Genomic DNA, 20856 nt, shown 5'->3' with positions numbered 1-20856 from the left:
AGCCGGCGCCATTGCGAGGAAGATGATCGTTGACAAAATCTAGACGGCCGAGTAATATGGAGGCATGCCCGACGAACCCATGTATACGATTCGTGCGATATCGCGGGCGACGGGGCTGTCGCACCACCTGATCCGCATGTGGGAGAGGCGGTATGCCGCTGTGGATCCGGTCCGCACGGGGACCAACCGTCGTCTCTACTCCGACCAGGACCTCGAGCGCCTCGCCCTGCTGCGCGATGCCGTCGCTGCGGGACACAGCATAGGTCAAATCGCCCGTCTGCCTACCGAGACCTTGAGGGAGTTGGCCCGAACGGCCCGCTCCGTGAGCAGTCTCCCGGCCAAGGAGACACTCTCGTCGGACGCAGGCGACCTTCTCCAGCGATGCAAGGATGCTGTAGCAGATCTTGACCCGGAAGGTTTGGAACGGGGCCTTCGGCGAGCTGCCGTCGCCCTAAGCCGCCCTATTCTCGTCTCCCAGGTGATCGCCCCGCTGATGGAGTGGATTGGCGAATCGTGGGCAGAAGGGCATGTACGGGTCGGACAGGAGCACGTGGCCTCGTCGGTCGTTCGGACGTTTCTCGGTGGGTTGTTGGAGGAGAGTCGACCTGCGCCTGGCGCTCCAGTCCTAGTGACCGGCACTCCTGCCGGGCAACTGCACGAAATCGGCGCACTGTCCGCATCGCTGCTCGCAACCGCTTGGGGCTGGCGCGTGGTGTACCTGGGAGCCAGCACTCCGGCCACCGAGCTGGCCGCTACCGCCGAGCAGTCGAGAGCGCGAGCTATCGCTCTGAGCATCTCTTATCCGCCGGACGACCCTTTTACCGTGAACGAGCTGCGCGCCCTCCGAGCTTGCGTCGGCGCCGACTATCCGATTCTGGTAGGCGGAAGATGTTCTAGGAGCTATCTCGCGGCACTGCATGATGTTGGCGCGATCGCCATCTTCAGCGTGGACGACCTGCGGCGGGCGCTGGACGGCTTACTGCAGGCTGCACCTCCCGGCAGTTAGAATCTCGGACTTTGGGGGGCAACACGCGGGGGCACGAAGGGAGCCCCATTATCGCGTCGAAGTCGAGGGCGAGGTTGCAAAGTGCTTCAGCCCTTGATTGCGCTATTAGGAGTCGTCATGACTGCCCAAACCACTTCCCCACCTGGTGCGCCGACGAGCCTTCGCTGTGAGTACCTGCCCGAGCCTCTGGCGGTGGTTTCCGCCAGACCGCGCTTGTACTGGATACCGGCAGGCGAGAGTCAATCTGCATATCAGGTCCAGGTCGCTGGGAGACTGGAGGCTTTGCGGAGCGGCATAGCCGATCTGTGGGACTCGGGCAAGGTGGACTCGCCCGAGAGCATCCACATCGAGTACGGTGGCAAGCCGTTACAGTCTCGTCAGGTCTGCTGGTGGCGGGTCCGCATTTGGGACGAGGCCGGGCGGAAATCGGAATGGAGTGCCCCTGCCCGTTGGGCCATGGGTCTCCTCCAACCCGGCGATTGGAAGGGCAAGTGGGTCATCGAGCCAACGCCAGTGCCGGAGTACAGGCCAGCTCGGAACGGCTTTCACACGCAGTTGGTGGGGAACCCCGACACGACGCAGGAGGTTACCATCGCCCTAGGTCGGCCCGAGCGAGTGGATGGCGTGCGATTGTTCCCTGCGCGACCTTTCGACTGGCAGGACACACCCGGCTTTCTCTATCCGGTCAGGTTCCGCATCATCATCAGCGATGAAGAAGACTTCAAACGCTCGGACATCGTGCTGGACGAGACCGGGCAGGACATCCCGAACCCCGGCGATCAGGCCCAGACGTACCGCTTCCCGGCCGTCAACTGCCGGTACGTCAAGCTACAAGTGACGAGGCTAGCGGGCCGCGGCCCAGCGGAGTTTGCGTTCGCCCTTGCCGAGCTACAGGTGCTGAACGGCGATACCGTAGTCTCGGAGGGTGCCCAGGTCTGGTCCATCCATGCTCTGGAGGACCCGCACTGGAAGAGTGAGTTCCTGGTAGATGGGGACCTACTCTCACACGGACCACTCGGCACCGAACCCTTGCCCATACCGATGTTTCGGCGCGAGGTGAGCCTGGATGCCGCGCCAGTGCGCGCGATGGCGTACGTGTCGGCGCTCGGCATCTACGAGCTATTCGTCAATGGCAAGCGCGTGGGAGATCGGATGCTAGCGCCGGAGTGGACGGACTACAGACAGCGCGTGCAGTATCAGGCCTACGACGTCACTGACCTGCTGAGCGCGGGTGGGAACGCGATTGGCGCCGTCGTTGCAGACGGATGGTACGCGGGACGGCTCGGCTTGGCCGGGATAGTGCCGGATGGTCCTCCGAGGAGAATCTACGGACCGACACCGGCACTGTTTGTCCAGATCGAGCTCGAACTCGCGGACGGAAGGCGTGAGACGATTGCGACGGATGAGAGTTGGCGCTGTACGCGAGAAGGGCCGTGGCGCCTCGCCGACTTGTTGGACGGCGTGTCCTATGATGCTCGGCGAGAGATGCCTGGTTGGACAATTGCGGGTTTCGACGATAGTGCGTGGGGCCCGGTGGCGCTGGCACGGCCCGACGTTCGGATGTCTCCGCAGCCGAACGAGCCGATACGCGTGGCTCAAGAGGTTAGGCCGCAATCGGTCGCCCGGCTCGGTCCTTACAGCTTTCTCGTAGACTTCGGGCAGAACCTGACCGGTTGGTGCCGGATGTCAGCGAGTGCTCCTGCCGGAACCCAGGTGACGCTGCGCCATGGTGAAATGAGGGATGAGAACGGCGGCCTGTACACCACGAACCTGCGGACTGCAGCCCAACAAGATGTGTATATCTTCCGCGGCGGCGGACGAGAGGTGTTTGAACCAAGGTTCACCTATCACGGCTTCCGGTACGTCGAAGTGGCGGGCTTGGCAGAGGCTCCCGAGATCACGGCGTGCGTGGTCCACTCCAACCCTATGGAGACGCTGGAGTTCTCGTGCTCGGACCCGCAGCTGAACCGCCTGATGCAGAACGTGCTTTGGACGCAGCGCAGCAACATGCATAGCGTGCCCACCGACTGTCCACAACGGGACGAGCGGCTCGGCTGGATGGGGGATATTCTGGCGTTCGCCGAAACGGCCATGTTCAACATGGACATGGCAGCGTTCTTCACCAAGTGGCTGAGAGACGTGCGCGAGGCCCAGGCCCGAGACGGACGGTTCGGAGACGTCTCGCCCCACCCGTACGATCCGAATCACCGCTTCTCTGGAGCTCCGGCGTGGGCGGATGCCGGGGTGTTCGTACCGTGGAGTGCCTACGTTCGTTATGGCGACAAGCGGCTACTCGCCGAGCAATACGATGCCGCGAAGAAGTGGGTGGAGTTCGTGCACTCCAATAATCCGGACGGCATCTGGCGGAACTTGCGCGGTAACGACTACGGTGACTGGCTGAACTCTGACACGCTTGTGCTGCCGGACATGCCGAAGGTGACAGGCGAGATGCCGAAGGAGGCCTTCGCCACCGCGTTCCTCGCACAGAGCACACGCCTGCTCGGCAAGATGGCGGGGGTTCTCGGGAAGCCCGACGAGGAGAAACGGTACGAAGCGGCCTGGCGCAAAGTGCAGGAAGCCTTCGTGCAGCAGTACGTGCAGCCGGACGGAAAGATCCTCGGTGACACACAGGCCGGATACGCAATCGCCCTCGAGTTCGACCTGTTGCCCGAGGAGCTGCGGCCCAAAGCCGTGGAGCACCTGCTGGCGGCTATCGAGGCATACGGCGGACACCTCTCCACCGGCTTCCACGCGACGCGCTGTCTGATGAGGCAACTGGTGGCGCGGGGGTATACCGATGTGGCGTACAAGCTGCTGAACAACCGCACGCCACCCTCTTGGCGCTACCCCATCGAGCAAGGCGCAACCACCATCTGGGAGCGTTGGGATGGGTATGTTGCCGGCCGCGGTTTTCAGAACCCTGGCATGAACTCCTTCAACCACTATGCCTTCGGGTGCATTGGCGAGTGGCTGGTCGAGGCAGTGGCGGGCATCCGAGTTATAGAGGACGGCGACGCGATGAGGCGGTTCGAGATTCGGCCGGTACCGGGAGGCTCGCTCACGACGGCGACGGCGGAATACCGATCGATCCGCGGGCCGATTCGAGTGAGATGGAGCTTGGTTGACGGCCAGTTCGAGATGCGGGTGACCGTGCCGGCGGGGTGCGAAGCGACGGTGTACGTGCCGACGAGTGACCCCGCGAGCGCGCGCATTTCGGGCAGGCCCTTCAGCGAGGCGCCGGGTGTGAAGGCTCTCGATCCCATCGCCGGTGCCGCGGTGTGCAGGGTTCGGGCCGGGGAGTACAGCTTCACGGCAGCGAAGTGAGCTCAGAACATCTGCCTCTATCCGCCCGGAGGCTCGGTGCTGGCGGGTCGTACTCCTGCTGCCTGGTCCCTACTTCCCCTGGCCCGGGCCACCCTGCTGGTCAGGAGGTCGGTACCCGCCGACCGAGGGGCGATTCGGTTGGCCGGGGACTCCGCCTTGCGGTCGGGGAGGGCCGGAGGGCTGACCCGATTGCGGAGGCTGCGGCCCAGGCTGATCGCCGAAACTCTGAATCAGCCGCATGAACTCGCCGGGGTCCTTCGACTTCGCATACCCATCATCCTGAGTGACGAGACCCGCCCGAACCAGTTTGGCAATGCTCTGGTCGAGCGTCTGCATTCCCTGGCGTGCGCCGGTCTGGATGATGGAGCCGATCTGGAAGCTCTTGTTCTCGCGTATCAGGTTGCGCACGGCAGGAGTGGCAACCAGGGTCTCGAATGCGGCGATCCTTCCCTTGCCGTCGGCCCGCTTGATCAGCGTCTGCGAGATGACCCCCACCAGGTTGACCGAGAGCTGCATCCGGACCTGCTGCTGTTGGTGCATCGGGAACACGTCAATCACGCGGTCCACGGTCTGCACGGCGTCCACCGTATGCAAAGTACCGAACACGAGGTGTCCTGTCTCCGCAGCGGTGATGGCGAGGTGGATGGTTTCCAGGTCTCTCATCTCACCCACGAGGATCACGTCCGGGTCTTGACGGAGCACGAACTTCAGGGCGTTTGCGAAGGACTTCGTGTCGTGCCCCACTTCGCGCTGGTTAATGTGCGAGCGCGCATCCTCGTGGACGAACTCTATGGGGTCCTCGACGGTAACGATGTGCTGTGCCTGCGTGTGGTTGATCAGGTGGATCATGGCCGCCTGCGTCGTGGACTTCCCCGACCCTGCAGGCCCGGTCACCAACACGAAGCCACGAGGACGAGTGGCAAAGTACTCGCACACCTTGGGAGCTTGCAATTCCTCCAGCGTCTGGATGCGCAGCGGGATGACGCGAAACGCGGCCTGAATGCGGTTGCGCTGCTGATAGATGTTGCCTCGGAATCGGGCGAGCCCTGGAATCTCGTGCGCGAAGTCCAGCTCCAGATCGTGCTCGAACTGCAGCCACTGATGCTCCGTCAGGATATCCCGGATCATGGCGGTGTGCTCTTCCGAGGTGAAGGTCTTCTCGCCGACCGGGTACAGGTCGCCATAGATACGCACATAGGGAGTGGAGTCGGCCTTCAGATGCAGGTCGGAGGCGTCGTGCTCGACCGTGTATCGCAATAGGTCGTCAATTGACTGCACCGGGGGGCTCCTTTACTAGTCCGAGCGTACTTGCCCGCTTGATGAATTCCTGCGGGAATGAGGACTTCGATAGTGCAACCTCGTAATCCACCAGTCCTTCCTTGACCAGCTTCAGCAGCGCGCCGTCCAACGTCTGCATGCCGTGCTCGGAACCGGTCTGAATGTCGAGGTAAAGCTGTGGGGTTTTGCCGTCTCGGATCAGCGAGCGGATCGCCTGGGTCGCCACCATCACCTCGAAGGCAGCGACGCGCCCTGCGATGTCCCTTCGAGGGAGAAGAGCCTGTGAGAGGATTGCCTGAATGGTCACCGCGAGCTGCGTTCGGATCTGCTCCTGCTGCTCGGGGTTGAACACGTCCACGATTCGGTCAATCGTCTGCGCTGCGTCTACGGTGTGCAGGGTGGAGAAAACGAGGTGCCCGGTCTCCGCAGCGGTGATTGCCAGCGAGATGGTTTCCAGGTCGCGCATCTCGCCGAGCAAGATGACGTCCGGGTTCTGGCGCATCACGTGCCGCAGCGCATCCGGGAAGGAGTGGGTATCCACGTGGGCCTCGCGCTGGTTGATGATGCTCATCTTGTCTTCGTGCCAATACTCGATGGGGTCCTCGATGGTCATCACGTGACAGCGCCGGTTCGTGTTGATGTAGTCAATGATCGCGGCCAGCGATGTGGATTTGCCGCATCCGGTCGGGCCCGTAACCAACACCAGCCCTCGCGGCAACAACGCAATCTTCTTGGTCACTTCCGGAAGCAGCAGCTCGTCGATCGTGCGGATCTTGAACGGGATCACTCGGAATACGGCTCCTGGCTTCCCGCGCTGCCAGAACATATTGACGCGGAAGCGGGCAACCCCTTTGACCTCGTACGAGAGGTCCAACTCGCGATACTCTTCGTATCGCCGCTGACGCTCGTCGTTCAGGATACTGTACAAGAACTCCTGGGTCTCTGTGTCAGACAGCGCAGGATAGTCCGTGTCCGTGAGCTGGCCATGGATGCGCATCACGGGGCGCTTCCCGGCCTTGATGTGCAAGTCGCTCGCGTCCCGTGCCACCAGGTCGCGCAGCATGTCGTCTATGTGAACCGGCAAGGTGATAATACCTCCGCCTCGTGGTTCACCGTCGGCACGAAGCTTCCTTCAGGCCAAGACTCTATGCAGCAGGTCGAGAGGCTTCGTCCGGCCTCACCTGGCCGATGGGGATGACGACGGCACTGTCGTGAACGGTCAGCAGTTCGTCGTAGAGGTCCTCGATGACTGCGGTTTGCTTCGTCAGATCGTGCTCGCGCTCGATGAAGGCGCGACCGGCCTGTGCCATTGTCTCCCAATCTCGCGATCGCTCCATCAGGGTCAACATGGCTTCTGCAAGCGCTGATCCGTCGCGTTCGTCTACCAGAATGCCGCTGACCCCGTCCTCCACGAGTTCCGGGATGCCCGAATGCCTGGTAGCGATGACCGGCAAGCCTCGGGCCATCGCCTCCATCAGCGTAGCCGGAATACCCTCCCGGTCGCCGTCAGGCGCAGTGACACTGGGCTGGGCGTAGATGTGAGCAGTGTCTAGCACCCTCATGACCTCGTCAGGACGCAGGGCACCGGTTAGCACGACCTTGCCCCACAGGCGGTTGCGTTCAATGCAGTACTCGATCTTCGAGCGCATCGGGCCGTCCCCCACAATTACTAGCTCTGCATCCTGGCGCTCGGCTGCGACCTTGCCGAACGCCTCGATGAGATAGGGGATGCCTTTCTTCGGTCGCAGTCCAGCTACACAGGCAATCCGGATGCGCAGAGGATTAGGCGTCGGGGGGCGAAACTCCCTCCCGGTAAGGTCAATTCCCACGCGGACGGTTCTGACCTTGTCCGGCGGACAGCCTAGCGAGATGATCGCTCGGCGCATGTGCTCCGACACGGCGGTAATCATCGCGACTCTCGAGAACAGCCGCCGGAGCATCCGGCTTCCGAGTCCGCCCAGGAGCTTGGGGAAGCGATACACATCGTGGCCGTGGCAAGAGACAAGCATCGGGACGTCGGCTGTCTCGGCTGCACGTGAATAGAAGATGCCATCGGTGGCGAAGTGTGCATGGACCAGGCGAACGTCGCGACAAAGGAACTCCAGGCAGTGCCAATCTCGGACAGCCGGCGACATCAGTCGGCCCTTGGTAAGCCACTCGATCAGACCTCGGGATGCTCTCGACGGCGGGGTGAGTACGGGATACGGGTAGTCGGCCCGCAAGCGTCTCTGCTGGGCGAACACGATGGCCGCATGTCGGCGCAGCGCTCGCACGTGCCTGTCTATCGCAGTCTCGGTCTCAGAAAGCCAGAATCGCTTGCACTGGGCGACGCAACCTTTCATCCTTGCCCCCTCCCCTGCGGTCGCACCCCGATAGGCTCTCGGGGCGGATATCCCTTAGGATTATCGGCGGCGCGCCGAGAGAAGGCGTGCTATACTCCGCTCCGTGCTTACGCTTGAGCGACCCGCCCCGAGCATCGAGTTCATCGCGGGACCGGAGGCACTTGCCTCGCTTCGAGAGGAGTGGTGCGACCTGCAAGACAGGGGGGGCGTCCGCACCTTTTTCCAGACATGGGAATGGAACTCGACGTGGTGGCGCCACTTCGGGTCGGGAACGCCATTGGTTTTGCGGGTCATGGATGGTCACTCGACCATTGGCATCGCGCCGGGATTCGTTGGTCGTTCGCCGGGCCGACCGTTCCGCTGGATCGGTTCCGGGAACTCGGACTACTTGGGAGTCATAGCCCTACCCGGCCACTTGGATGTAGTCGCCAATCTCGTAGCGCGAGAACTCGAAGGAGCTTCGGCGGCCTACTTGGACCTGCGCCAGATTCCCGACGGGAGTCCAATCCATGTGCGCTATGCCGAGCACTGTACGCCCGACGCCCGAGCCGTGCAACTACGACTGCCGCGCAGCTGGGACGAGTACAGCCGCATGTTGTCGGCCAAAATGCGCTCGAACCTGAAACGTGGGCATCGTGATCTCGCTTCCTTGGGTGGACGGATCAGGCTACTGGATCGTGGCGAAGTCGAGGAAGGAATGAATGCGTTGTTCGCTCTCCATTCCAGCCGGTGGCGCAGACGTGGCCTACCCGGGTCCTTTGCCAGCCGGGCAGCACGCGCATTTCATCTGGACTGGGCCCGGCAGGCCGCTGATCGCGGCTGGCTCAAGCTGTACGCACTCGAAGTGTCGGGTCGCAAGGTCGCCATGCTCTACGGAGTGCAGTACGGCAGCACCTTCGCGTATTACCAGGCAGGGTTCGATCCCGCGTACAGCCGGCTAAGCCCTGGTGCCCTGCTGGTCGGCCGAGCGATTCGCGACGCGATCGACGACGGCTGCGACTGGTTCGACTTCCTCCGAGGGGAGGAGAAGTACAAGAGCAGGTGGAAAGCTGAGCACACCGAGATGCATTGGCGGCTGCTAATGCCACTCCGAGGTTGGCTCGGCCAGGCGGAGTGTGAACTGCAGCGGCGGCTGCACGTGGTGGAGAGTCGTCTGAAAGCGCGTTTCGAAGGGGGAAGCCTTTTTGCGAAGCCTGAGTAGTCCACGAGGATGTCGGGGGGCGGTGCGTCTGGCGAAGCTGGCCGCACTTGGCCTGCTTGCCGTGGTCGGCGTCACATCGAGTTGCAAGAGTACCGCGCTGATGTCCAAGAGCGAGGAGATTCGCATCGGACAGCAGGCTTCGCAGGAAGTCGAGAAGGAGTACAAGCTCTCGCCAAACCCTGCGGATCAGGCTTTGGTGCAGGAGATTGGGCAGCGCGTTCTCGCGAGCAACAAGGTGGAGGAGTACCCTTACACCTTCAAGGTGCTCGACTCCAAGGAAGTCAACGCCTTTTCCCTGCCTGGCGGACCCGTGTATCTGTTCAAGGGATTGCTCGACCTGTCGGAGGGCGACGTGGACGAGGTCGCCTCCGTTGTCGCACACGAGATTGCCCACATCCACGCACGACACATCGCTAAGATGTACACCCAGGGGTTCTGGCTAGACCTCATCATCGGACTCGGCACCAAGGGCACGACGCAGGACGTAGCGCAGATCGGCGCCTTACTGGGGCAGCTTCACTTCAGCCGTGAGGATGAGTACGAGGCTGACCGTTTGGCAATTCGGTTCCTCCACAACGCAGGTTACGACCCCAACGGACTGACGCGGTTCTTTACCAAATTGGAGCGCAAAGAGAAGGGCGGCACCTCAGATCTGGACAAGATGCTCCGGACCCACCCTCTGACCAAAGACCGGATCAGGAAGGCAAACGAGGAAATCGCGAAGCAACAGGGAGCCGACCCGAAGAAATGAGGGTCGCTTGCATCGTCCCGGCGTTCAACGAGGCCGGTCGTATCTGCCAGGTTTTGGAAGCCGTTGCGGCGTGTCCGTTGGTGTCCGAGATCATCGTGGTGGACGACGGTTCGTCGGACGGAACCGCGGGGGCCGCAATGCGCCACCCGGACGTCCGCGTCTACCGCCTCCCTCACAACGTGGGGAAGGGCGCAGCGATGCGGGCCGGCGCGACAGTCACCTCGGCGGACGTCCTGCTCTTCTTGGATGCGGACCTTCTGAACCTGCAGCCCTGCCACGTTAGCGTGTTGCTCGAGCCGGTGCTGAGTGGCGAGGCAGCCATGTCTATCGGTCGCTTCTGCGGCGGGCGTTTTCTGACGGACCTCGCACAGCGCGTCTCTCCGAACATCAGCGGCCAACGAGCGATTCGTCGTAGCCTATTCCTCGAAGTTCCGAGACTCGACTGCTCGCGGATGGACGTCGAAGTGCGCATCAACCGCTATGCCAGGCGCAGACGGTGGCCCGTCCGACGTGTTCCCTTGCACGGCGTCACGCACCCGATGAAGGAAGAGAAGTTGGGACTCCTCCGGGGTGCGATAGAACGCGCTCGCATGTACCGCGACATTCTTCTCACGGTGCTCCTCGACCGGAACGGATTCAGATCCGATCCTCAGTCCGACTTCGCAGCGGCCAATCTCGTGCGTCACGAACCGGGGGGTGTGGAGAGCGGGTCGGGCACGAAACTGCCAACCCCCTAAGCCTGTCGCGGGCAATCTCACTGGCAGAACGATCTTAGGACCAATGCGTTCGTAGATCGCGCTAACGGGCGAATACTTAGCATAGATAAATGTCTGAAGTTTGAACTCATGGTGCCGAATCTTGAGCAATTTGCCTAGATTTGCCAAAAAGCTATCCGAAAGTGCCTTGACAGATGCCCGGACCCTGTGATACCATGCACCCGTAAACCCGGTCTCCACCCCACCATATCACCCCTGTGGGAGAAGCGGCCCTCCCCCGCACCGCTTCTCCCCACCCTTTTTGGGCAGGGGCTTTTTCACTCAGAACCGGGCAGGATTCATGTCGGCATGCGCAGAATCCTGACGAGGTTCGCATGCTTTGGCCCGACAGGCGGCTTGTCTCCGAAGCAGCGAAGTACTACTCTACTGGTGTAGGAGGACAACGATGCGTGTTGGCAGAACGGCACTGGCTGCGCTGGCGACTGTGGGAATCGGTAGCGCGCTGCCGTGGTTCGGACTGGCAAACTTCACGAAGAAGGGCGAGCAAGACCAAGCTAGCGACTGCGTTTCCTGCCATCTGAAGGTGACCCCCCAGATTGTGGCGGAATGGAAGCTGAGCAAGCACAGTCAGAACGACATAGATTGCTCGGTGTGCCACGGCAACGAACACAAGTCCGCAGACGACGTGGCGAAGGTAAAGATTCCGACGCCGAACACCTGCAACGACTGCCATGAGGAGCAGGTCGAGCAGTTCAAGAGCGGCAAGCACGCGAAGGCTTGGGTTGCAATGAAGGCAATGCCGACAATCCACTATCAGCCGATGGCGCTGACCATCGGAATGGCTGGATGTGGCGGCTGCCACAAGATCGGCCTCAAGTCGGAGGAGGAGATCAAGCAGATCAAAGGCGGCCCCAACACCTTCGGCGTGGCCTCGTGCGACTCGTGTCACACCCGTCACGCCTTCTCGCTGGCGGAGGCGCGGCAGCCTCAAGCCTGCCAAACCTGCCATATGGGCTTCGACCATCCACACTGGGAGATGTACTCCTCTTCGAAGCATGGCGTGCGGGCGTTGTTGAAGCAGAACGGAGTCTTGCCGGAGGGCACGGCGGCTCCGACGTGCCAGACGTGCCACATGCAGGACGGGCATCACGGCGTGCGCACCGCTTGGGGCTTTCTTGCGGTTAGGCTGCCCATGCCCGAGGACAAGCAGTGGGCTGCAGACAGGGTGACGATACTCCAAGGACTCGGCGTGCTGGACCCCGACGGCAAACCGACGGCGAGGCTGGAAGCCGTGAAGGCCGCAGACATTGCCCGCTTGACCCAAGAGGACTGGCAGAGAGAGCGGGACAAGATGCTCAAGACATGCAACCAGTGCCACTCGGCGAACTTCGCTGGTCACGCGCTGGCAAAGGGTGATGAGATGATCAAGGAAGCGGACCACCTGATGGCAGAGGCTATCCGCATCGTCGCGGGGCTCTATGCGGACGGAACCCTGCAGAAGCCCGAAGGCTACGGAGCAGCTTTCCCGGACCTACTGACTTTCCACGATGCACCGACGAAGATCGAGCAGAAGCTGTTCGTCATGTTCCTCGAGCATCGGATGCGTACTTTCCAGGGCACGTTTCACGCCAACCCGGACTACGCGTTGTGGTACGGGTGGAGCGAAATGCAGCGTGACCTAACGGAGATCAAGACTCTGGCCGAGGAGATGCGTAGGGCGAAGAAGCAGGCGAACTAGGCGCGGATAAGGGTTGCTTTCCAACTGGGTGCTGCTCGGCACTGCCCTGTGGTGCCGAGCAGCATCACGTGTTTGTCAGTTATCACCTGAGGCTACTGTGGGCGTGGCGAAGCCTCACAGCCAACTGGCGCCGCTGCCCTAGTGTGGGACCTTCTCGTACGCGGCAGTATCGTGCCGTGTGGCCGACGTAGCCCTAGGCTTACCTTGCCTTTGGCAACTGCGGCTAGCTACAATGCCGAGGCCACGCAGGCCGGTGGAAGAGTGCCACGCGATCCCTCCATTCGAAAGGTGTTAGTGATCGGCTCCGGTCCGATCGTCATTGGGCAGGCCGCCGAGTTCGATTACGCAGGCAGCCAAGCCTGCCGCTCGCTTCGTGAAGAGGGCGTGTCGGTCGTGCTGGTCAACTCCAACCCCGCGACCATCATGACCGACGTCGAGATGGCGGATCGGGTCTACATCGAACCGCTCACCCCGGAGTTTCTGGAAAGGATCATCGCCAAGGAACGACCGGACTCTCTGCTCCCGTCGCTCGGTGGGCAGACGGGCCTCAACCTCGCGGCGCAACTTGCCGACACCGGCATTACCGAACGGTACGGCGTTCGACTTCTCGGCACCCCCCTCGACGCAATCCATCGGGCGGAGGACAGGGAGCTATTCCGTGAGACCATGCGGCAGATCAATGAGCCGGTACCCGAGAGCTGGATCGTGGAGAGCGTGGACGAGCTCAGGAAGCTTTCCCAGTTCGCGCCGTATCCCTGCATCATTCGGCCTGCGTACACGCTCGGTGGAACAGGCGGAGGAGTTGCAGAGACTCCAGAGGAACTGCTGGAGATCGGAGCGCGGGGCCTCACCCTCTCGATGCGCAACCAGATCCTGGTGGAGCGCAGCCTTCTCGGCTGGAAAGAGCTGGAGTACGAAGTGATGCGCGATGGGGCGGACAACTGCCTCACCGTTTGCAACATGGAGAACCTGGACCCGATGGGGGTGCACACGGGGGACAGCGTCGTCGTCGCCCCTAGCCAGACACTCTCCGACGTCGAATATCAGCTTTTACGTAGCGCCGCGCTCCGCATCATTCGCGCCCTCGGCATAGAGGGCGGCTGCAACGTACAGTTCGCAGTCAGCCCGAGCGGCTTCGATTACTACGTGATCGAGGTCAATCCGCGCGTGTCTCGCTCATCGGCGTTGGCGAGCAAGGCAACGGGTTATCCGATTGCACGTGTCTCCGCCAAGATAGCCGTGGGGCTTCGTCTCGACGAGATACCGAATGCCGTTACCCAGAGGACCAAGGCGTTCTTCGAGCCGGCACTCGACTACTGTGTGGTGAAGATACCGCGATGGCCGTTCGACAAGTTCGGGCATGGCGACCGTCGGCTGGGCACGCAGATGAAGGCTACGGGCGAAGTGATGGCCATCGGTCGCACCTTCGAGGCCGCGCTGATGAAAGCCTTTCGCAGCCTGGAGTTGGGCACGGACGGGCTGAGCTACCCCGTCATGCAGCAGCTCCCTGACGACAAACTGCGCGATGCCGCAAGGGTCCCGACCGACGAGAGACTTTGGGCAGTACTCGAATACCTGCGCCGCAGCAACGAGGTGGAGGACCTGGCTGCACTGACCGGCATTGACCGGTGGTTCCTGAGTAAGCTGCGCAACCTGGTCGAGGCCGAACGAGAACTCTTTGGCAGCGGAAAAGCCGTGCTAAGCGACCCGGTAAAGCTCCGCCGGATCAAGCGCTTGGGATTCTCCGATCGGACGATTGGTGTCGCGACAGGGCGCACGGAGTCGGAGGCGCGCGCGGCGAGGCTCGAGCTGGGAGTGACCCCGGCATTCAAGATGGTGGACACGTGCGCCGCGGAGTTCGAGGCGGCAACCCCTTACTACTACGCCTCGTACTGGGGTGAGAACGACGATACGCCGCCGCGCGACGGCTCCGGTGTGCTCGTGCTGGGGTCCGGCCCCATACGCATCGGGCAAGGCGTGGAGTTCGACTACTGTAGCGTGCACGCAGTGAAGGCCCTGCGAGAGATGGGGCGCCGGGCGGTCATTATCAACAGCAATCCGGAGACGGTCAGCACGGACTTCGACATCTCGGATGCCCTCTACTTCGACCCGGTCACACTCGAGGATGTGCTGAACCTGGTGGACCACGAGAAGCCGGAGGGGGTGATCGTACAGTTCGGCGGCCAGACCGCCGTCAACCTGGCAAGACCCTTGGCGGAGGCGGGAGTGCGTATTCTCGGTACACCTGCCGATGTGATGGACGCGACCGAGGATCGTGACCAGTTCGAGCGGCTTCTGTCTCGGCTGGACCTGCCAAAACCACCTGGCAAAGGCGTCTCGACGGTGGAAGATGCGATGGCGGTGGCCAAAGAGATCGGCTATCCGGTGCTAGTCCGTCCGTCATTCGTGCTCGGCGGTCGAGCGATGACGGTAGTGTATGACGAGGCCGAGATGGAGGCGGTATGGATGAACGCGGCTGCAGCTTCGTCCGACGCGCCGGTGCTGGTGGATAAGTTCATCCAGGGTCGCGAAGCGGAAGTCGATCTCGTGTGCGATGGGGAGCGCGTGATCCTGTCGGGCATCATGGAACATATCGAGGCTGCAGGCATTCACTCGGGCGATAGCATGGCATCTTTCCCGCCCATCTCGCTGTCTCCTGGTGTTCAGGAGCGGATTAGAGACAGCGCGGCGCGCATCGCCCTGGAACTGGGCGTGCGAGGGATGCTCAATATCCAGTTCCTGATCGCCGACGATGTGCCGTTCGTACTGGAGGTGAACCCTCGGGCGAGTCGAACGGTGCCCTACATCAGCAAGGTGACGGGGGTGCCGCTCGTTCGGCTGGCCGTCCAAGTGATGCTTGGCGAGAAGCTGCCCGAGGCTCCGGAGATGCCCACGCAGATCTTCGCGGTGAAGGCGCCCGTTTTCAGCTTCCAGAAACTTACGAAAGTGGAGCCGATGCTGGGGCCGGAAATGAAGTCCACCGGCGAGATCATGGGCGTAGACGATGACTACCCTTCTGCGTTGGCCAAAGCAATCGAGGCCGCAGGGCTGTACCCGAGGCGAGAAGGGCTGGCTCTCTTGACGGTGGCCGATCGGGACAAGCCTCGAGCCATCGAGATCGCTCGGAGGTTGGCTGCCGAGGGCTTCGAGCTGGCTGCCACGCAAGGCACGTTCGCAGCCCTGCGTGATGCGGGGCTCGTAGCCGAGCGTGTCATGCGAATGGGGGAGGATTCACCGGACGTCATGGATCTGGTTCGGAGCGGACGAGTCGCGCTCTTGATCAACACTGCATCGCCGGACCGGGTCGTGGAGAAGCAGGCACGGCTGTTGCGCAGAGCGTCAGTGGAGCATGGAGTCCCGTGTCTGACGTCGCTGGACACTGCAGAGGCGCTAGTGCAAACGCTCGAGGCGAAGCGCAGACCCACACGAGTGAGCTGTCGGGCTCTGACCGACTATGTTGCTGCAGGAGGACAGAGGAGTGTCTGAGGATGGATTTCGATGGCAGGCTTGTTGGATATGGTCGGATCACGAAGAGCCACAGTGGAACCAGTGGCTCTGCTTTCGTAAGAGTTTCGACCTGCAGAATCCCGCTTCCGATGCGAAGCTGAGGATCACGGCAGACTCGCGATATCGTGTATGGCTGAATGGGAAGCTTTTGGGCCAGGGGCCTGTTAGGGCTTGGCCTGACGACTACCGTTACGACATCTACGACGTGGGCCACCTTCTTCACACCGGCCGAAACGCGATCTCCGTGTTAGTGCACGAATTCGGTGTGGGGAACTTCCAGTACATCCCCAGTCGGGGGGGATTGTTGGCGCAGATTGATGGCCCGGACGGTACGATTTTGGCCTCTGACCAGACGTGGCGCGTTCGGGAGTTTGCGGCGTATTCTCGTGAGACGCTGAGGATTAGCTGCCAACAGGGGTGGGCCGAAGCGTATGATGCCGCTCTTGCGACCGACAGCTGGACCAGTGCCGAGTTCGATCACTCTTTCTGGGACCGTGCCACGCTCATCGGCCCCGTGGGGGCCCCTCCCTGGAGCCGAATCTCGCCGAGGGACGTGCCCTTCCTGACCGAGGAACCACTAACACCCATCGCAGTACGTGAGGCCCGGATTGTGCGTGCTCCTCGCACGGTATGGTCGGTTTCGTTGCGTCGAAACCTACTTCCCGGCTATCGCGCCTCAAATCTCCGTGAGATGTCGGGCCTGCTGGTGACGGTGGCCGAGTCGACAACCGGACAGCCCATCGAGATGGAGATGCGCGGGGTCGGCTCGGAGCCAGGCGCACTTACTGTGAATGGGGAGCAAGTGAAACAGGTACCGTCGCGACTGCCTGCCTGGGCTGGTTCGCGCAGGTACCGAGCTTCGCTTGCTCAAGGGCCGAACCTGTTCATCTGGAATTTGTCGGGGGAGCATCACGAGTGGCGTATGCAAACAGTGCTGGAAGCAGGCCGTTCGATGGGTGTTCGCGCACCGAACGTACCCGGTGCCGAGTTCGTTACGATTGCCCTGTCGAAAACGGACCTCAGATACGACAAACTCTTGCGATGTAGGGACGTCGAGGACTTCAACGCCCTTGCTGCACCCATGACTCAAGCGGTGACAGCACTCGATGTACATCACAACTGCGTGACTGCGGACGTTGCCTATGCCGAAGAAGTGCGAGCACTTGACCGCATGGTTTACGAGGGGTTGGTAAGGGGTTCCGGAACTACCATCGAGCCATCCGGTGGCGGGGACACCGAGATCGTTCTGGAGTTCGAGAAGCTAACCATCGGCTACTGGGAGATCGACGTCGAGGCAGAAGAGGGTACGACTATTGACATCCTCGGCTTCGAGGCATATCAAGAGGGCGTGCGCGATCTGCCCTGGGACATGGAGAACACTCTGCGGTACCGCTGCCGGGGAGGCAGGCAGACCTTCCGCTCGTTCGTGCGTCGTGGGGCGAGGTACCTGATCGTCACGGTGAGAAATCACTCCCTGCCGGTGAAGCTGCACGCCGTGCGCATCATTCAGGCCACCTATCCCACTGAGCCCGTCGGCGCGTTCCACTGCAGCGACGACACACTCAATCGGGTGTGGGAGATGTGCGCACACACCACGCGCATGTGCATGGAGGACACATTCACGGACTGCCCTACCTACGAGCAGACTTTCTGGGTGGGTGACAGCCGACCAGAGGCACTCGCAGCCTACTACTGCTTCGGCGCGTACGACCTGAGCGCGCGCTGCCTGCGCCTGGCGGCCCGCTCTCTCAAACGCTCCAAGCTCGTAGAGTCGCAGTGCCCGAGCGCATGGCAGAACATCATCCCTAACTGGTCCTTCTTGTGGGCGCTGGCATGCGAAGACTACTACATGCACACCGGGGATCGCGGACTCATCCAAGAGCTATTGCCTGCCCTCGTCAAACAAGCGCAGAACGCCAAGGCCATGCTAAACGCAGAAGGACTGTTCGCCATCAAAGCGTGGAATCTGACCGACTGGGCACCGATGGACCAGCCGAACGAGGGAGTGGTCACGCCCCAAAACCTGTTGCTGGCCGGATCGTGGCGGAGCCTGTCGCGGCTACTACGATCCTTCGGTAACGAGACTGAGGCGTCACAATGGGACGGTGCCGCCGACGTCCTCATCGACGCCATTATCTCCAACCTATGGTCGGAGGAGAAGCGTGCCTACGTGGACTGCCTGAAGGCGGACGGCTCCCTGAGCAACGTGGTGAGTCAGCAGACCCAGATTCTCGCGTTGCGCTACCGCGCGGCACGCAAGGACCGCGCCATCCTATTGCACGATGCACTCACGAATCCGCCGCCAGGCATGGTGCGTGTCGGTACGCCGTTCTTCGCCTTCTTCTGGTTGGAGATGCTGGCGGAGATGGGCTGGACAGAGGACATGCTGAACGTAATTCGCGACAAGTGGGGTTTCATGCTGGATTGCGGCGCTACGACCTGCTGGGAGGTGTTCCCATCGTTCTATGAAAGCGGCAGGTGGACCCGCAGCCACTGCCACGCATGGGGTGCGGGGCCGGCGTACTTCCTCGGCACTCACGTCCTCGGAGTGCGGCCACTGGAGCCAGGCTTTGCGCGGGTGTCCATCGCTCCATCGGTACGGGGGCTCTCGTGGGCCGAAGGGCGCGTGCCCACCCCCCACGGGCCCATTGGGGTTCGGTGGAGCCTGACGGAAGACGGCATGGAGTTGGAGGCGGAGTTGCCCGAAGGAGTAGTCGGCGTAGTGGAGGCGCCACTGGGATACCTGCTGAGCAGCAAGCCTGCCGAGCTGAAAGCGGGCAGGCACTCCCTCCGACTGCCGCGAGCCGAGCCTTAGGGGACCGGTACGCGCATGGCCCTGGGTATACTGCTCCCGCTCCATGTTCGAATCGCTTACCCAGAAGCTAGGTGGCATCTTCGGCCGGTTGCGCGGTCGGGGTCGTCTCACGGAGAAGGACGTAACGGACGCCCTCCGTGAGGTGCGCGTTGCGCTGCTCGAAGCGGACGTCAACTACAAAGTCGTCAAGGACTTCGTGCAGGCCGTCCGCGAGAAGGCGGTGGGGGAGCGGGTGTGGGAATCGCTCCAGCCCGACCAGCAGGTGGTGAAGATCGTTCGCGACCACTTAGTGGAACTGCTTGGTGGTGAGCCAGTCGAGGTCAACTGGAACCCGGATGGGCCTACAGTCTTCCTTCTGTGCGGGCTGCAGGGCTCGGGCAAGACTACGACGGCGGCCAAGATGGCGCGGTGGCTTCAGAGTCTCGGTAAGACGGTGATGCTCGCGGCGTGCGATCTCCAACGTCCCGCCGCTGTGAAGCAGCTTCAGGTTCTGGGAGAGCAGGTTGGGGCGCCGGTGTTCGTGGCCGAGGGCAGAGCGGACCCGGTTCTCGTGGCGAAAAACGCCTTGGCGGCTTGCTTGGAGGCCTCCACCGCACGCGACGGAGGCATGTCCGCGCTGATTCTGGATACCGCCGGGCGACTGCAGATCGACGACGATCTGATGGCCGAGGTCGCGGAGGTGAAGCGGGCGACCTGCGCGCACGAAACGCTGCTGGTGGTGGATGGCAGCGCGGGCCAGGAGTCGGTGAACGTGGCGCAGACGTTCCACGAGCGGTTGGGACTGGACGGCGTGATCCTGACGAAGATGGACGGAGACGCGCGTGGGGGGGCTGCGCTGAGCATCCGGGCCGTGTGCGGCAAGCCTATCCGCTTCGTGGGCACGGGCGAGAAGACGGACGCACTGGAGCCCTTCTACCCGGACCGGGCGGCGAGCCGCATTCTGGGTATGGGTGACGTGTTATCGCTCATCGAGAAGGCGGAGCAGGCCATTTCCCAGGAGCAGGCGATGCAGCTCGAGGCCAAGCTTCGCACGAGTCAGCTCACCTTTGAAGACCTGCTGGACCAGCTAAAGATGGTGAAGAGGCTGGGGCCTTTGGAGAAGCTCGTGGACTTGATCCCGGGCATGGGTCAGGTGCAAGGGGCGAAGGAAGCGCTGCAGGGGAAGACGATGTCGCGGGTGGAAGCGATCATTCTCGCCATGACCCCGGAGGAGCGCCGGAACCCGGAGATACTGAACGGTTCGAGAAAGCGTCGGATCGCTGCGGGAAGCGGCGTGCGGCTGGAAGATGTGAACGCGCTGATCATGCAGTTGCATGACATGCGCCGGATGATGAAGGGTGTCATGGGCATGAGAAAGCGCATGAAGCACCTAGGAAAGGTTCATAGATCGTAGGGAGGCTTGACAGAGAAGCATGGTTCGTATTCGATTGAGCAGGATCGGGGCGAAGAAGCGCCCCTTCTATCGGGTCGTGGTTACGGACAGCAAGCGCGCTCGCGGCGGACGCAGCAAGGAAGTCATCGGCACCTATGACCCGCTGACCGAGCCGGCGACGATCCGCATCGTTCATGAAAGAGCGTTGCACTGGCTGTCGGTCGGAGCGCAACCGACGGACACCGCGAAGTATCTGTTGGAGGAAGCCGGTGTCTGGGCGGATTTCATGAAGGCGAAGGGCAAGGAGTACACTCCCAAGCCCAAGAGCGTGCCGTTTGCAACACCTGCCGCCGGACCCGCGCCGGAACCCGAGCCCGTTGTGGAAGAAGTCGCTGCGGAGGTGGCACCTGAGGAACCGGTCGCAGAGGCTCATGCCGAGGAGCCCTCGCCCGAGACCCCCGCGGAGCCGGAAGCGCAAGTTGCCGAAGCAACCAGCGACGAGCCTGCCGCAACGGTAGAGGGCGACGCCGAGCAGCAGTCCTGAGGCATAGCGAAGAGGGGATGAACCCATGAAAAAGCTGGTGGAAACCCTTGTGCATCGGGTTGTGGACCTGCCGGAGCAGGCCAGCATTCGAGAATCCCGTCGCGGTGACTCCTTGGAGTACGTAGTGCAAGTTGCACCCGACGACGTGGGCAAGATCATAGGCCGTCGGGGACGCGTAGCCGATGCAATCCGAACCATCGTAGGTGCCGCGGCACAGAAGCAGCACCTGCAGGTGCACATCAAGTTCGACACGGGATAGGAG

Annotated in this window: 14 protein-coding genes; 11 read left to right on the top strand and 3 right to left on the bottom strand. The window is 62.2% G+C overall.

Annotation, left to right across the window (positions count from 1 at the left end):
- Window positions 1–64 precede the first annotated feature (64 nt).
- Window positions 65–1006, top strand: coding sequence for a MerR family transcriptional regulator (locus HRF45_03820; protein MEP0765655.1), 942 nt, complete (start codon window positions 65–67; stop codon window positions 1004–1006).
- Window positions 1007–1123: 117 nt separating this feature from the next.
- On the top strand, window positions 1124–4330 hold the full coding sequence (locus HRF45_03815; GenBank protein ID MEP0765654.1) for a family 78 glycoside hydrolase catalytic domain: 3207 nt from the start codon (window positions 1124–1126) through the stop codon (window positions 4328–4330).
- A gap of 69 nt (window positions 4331–4399) precedes the next feature.
- On the opposite strand, the gene HRF45_03810 is transcribed toward HRF45_03815, so the two are convergent.
- From HRF45_03810 to HRF45_03800, 3 genes are all read right to left on the bottom strand, one after another.
- Window positions 4400–5608, bottom strand: a complete 1209-nt coding sequence (locus HRF45_03810) for a PilT/PilU family type 4a pilus ATPase (protein MEP0765653.1) — start codon at window positions 5606–5608, stop codon at window positions 4400–4402.
- Window positions 5595–6671 carry a type IV pilus twitching motility protein PilT gene (locus tag HRF45_03805; GenBank protein ID MEP0765652.1) on the bottom strand — a complete coding sequence of 359 codons (1077 nt, stop codon included), beginning with the start codon at window positions 6669–6671 and terminating at the stop codon, window positions 5595–5597. Before HRF45_03805 ends, HRF45_03810 begins: the two co-directional genes overlap by 14 nt.
- 82 nt (window positions 6672–6753) lie before the next feature.
- Window positions 6754–7950 carry a glycosyltransferase gene (locus HRF45_03800; protein ID MEP0765651.1) on the bottom strand — a complete coding sequence of 399 codons (1197 nt, stop codon included), beginning with the start codon at window positions 7948–7950 and terminating at the stop codon, window positions 6754–6756.
- A gap of 103 nt (window positions 7951–8053) precedes the next feature.
- Here HRF45_03800 and HRF45_03795 point away from each other — a divergent pair, with 103 nt between their 5' ends.
- The 9 genes from HRF45_03795 to HRF45_03755 all read left to right on the top strand — a co-directional run bounded on the left by HRF45_03795 (window position 8054) and on the right by HRF45_03755 (window position 20853).
- Window positions 8054–9151 (top strand): GNAT family N-acetyltransferase, encoded by a 1098-nt coding sequence (locus tag HRF45_03795; protein MEP0765650.1) that lies wholly within the window; start codon window positions 8054–8056, stop codon window positions 9149–9151.
- Between the two features lie 22 nt (window positions 9152–9173).
- Complete coding sequence (locus HRF45_03790; protein MEP0765649.1) at window positions 9174–9902, top strand: M48 family metalloprotease; 729 nt, start codon at window positions 9174–9176, stop codon at window positions 9900–9902.
- Complete coding sequence (locus HRF45_03785; protein ID MEP0765648.1) at window positions 9899–10639, top strand: glycosyltransferase family 2 protein; 741 nt, start codon at window positions 9899–9901, stop codon at window positions 10637–10639. Before HRF45_03790 ends, HRF45_03785 begins: the two co-directional genes overlap by 4 nt.
- 424 nt (window positions 10640–11063) lie before the next feature.
- Complete coding sequence (locus tag HRF45_03780) at window positions 11064–12356, top strand: cytochrome C (GenBank protein MEP0765647.1); 1293 nt, start codon at window positions 11064–11066, stop codon at window positions 12354–12356.
- Window positions 12357–12617: 261 nt separating this feature from the next.
- Entirely contained in the window at window positions 12618–15842 is a 3225-nt protein-coding gene (gene carB, locus HRF45_03775) for a carbamoyl-phosphate synthase large subunit (GenBank protein ID MEP0765646.1), read from the top strand.
- A complete protein-coding gene (locus tag HRF45_03770; protein ID MEP0765645.1) occupies window positions 15835–18678 on the top strand; it encodes an alpha-L-rhamnosidase N-terminal domain-containing protein in 2844 nt (947 codons plus the stop codon). The genes carB and HRF45_03770 overlap by 8 nt, the downstream gene beginning before the upstream one ends.
- Before the next feature lie 43 nt (window positions 18679–18721).
- Window positions 18722–20071, top strand: a complete 1350-nt coding sequence (gene ffh, locus HRF45_03765) for a signal recognition particle protein (protein MEP0765644.1) — start codon at window positions 18722–18724, stop codon at window positions 20069–20071.
- A gap of 19 nt (window positions 20072–20090) precedes the next feature.
- A complete protein-coding gene (gene rpsP, locus HRF45_03760; protein ID MEP0765643.1) occupies window positions 20091–20594 on the top strand; it encodes a 30S ribosomal protein S16 in 504 nt (167 codons plus the stop codon).
- Window positions 20595–20619: 25 nt separating this feature from the next.
- Entirely contained in the window at window positions 20620–20853 is a 234-nt protein-coding gene (locus HRF45_03755) for a KH domain-containing protein (GenBank protein MEP0765642.1), read from the top strand.
- The last annotated feature ends 3 nt before the right edge of the window (window positions 20854–20856 follow it).

The sequence above is a fragment of the Fimbriimonadia bacterium genome (assembly GCA_039961735.1).
In the GTDB taxonomy this organism is placed as follows: domain Bacteria; phylum Armatimonadota; class Fimbriimonadia; order Fimbriimonadales; family JABRVX01; genus JABRVX01.
The sequence above is the reverse complement of the archived record's forward strand: the minus strand, read 5'-3'. Positions and strand labels throughout refer to the sequence as shown.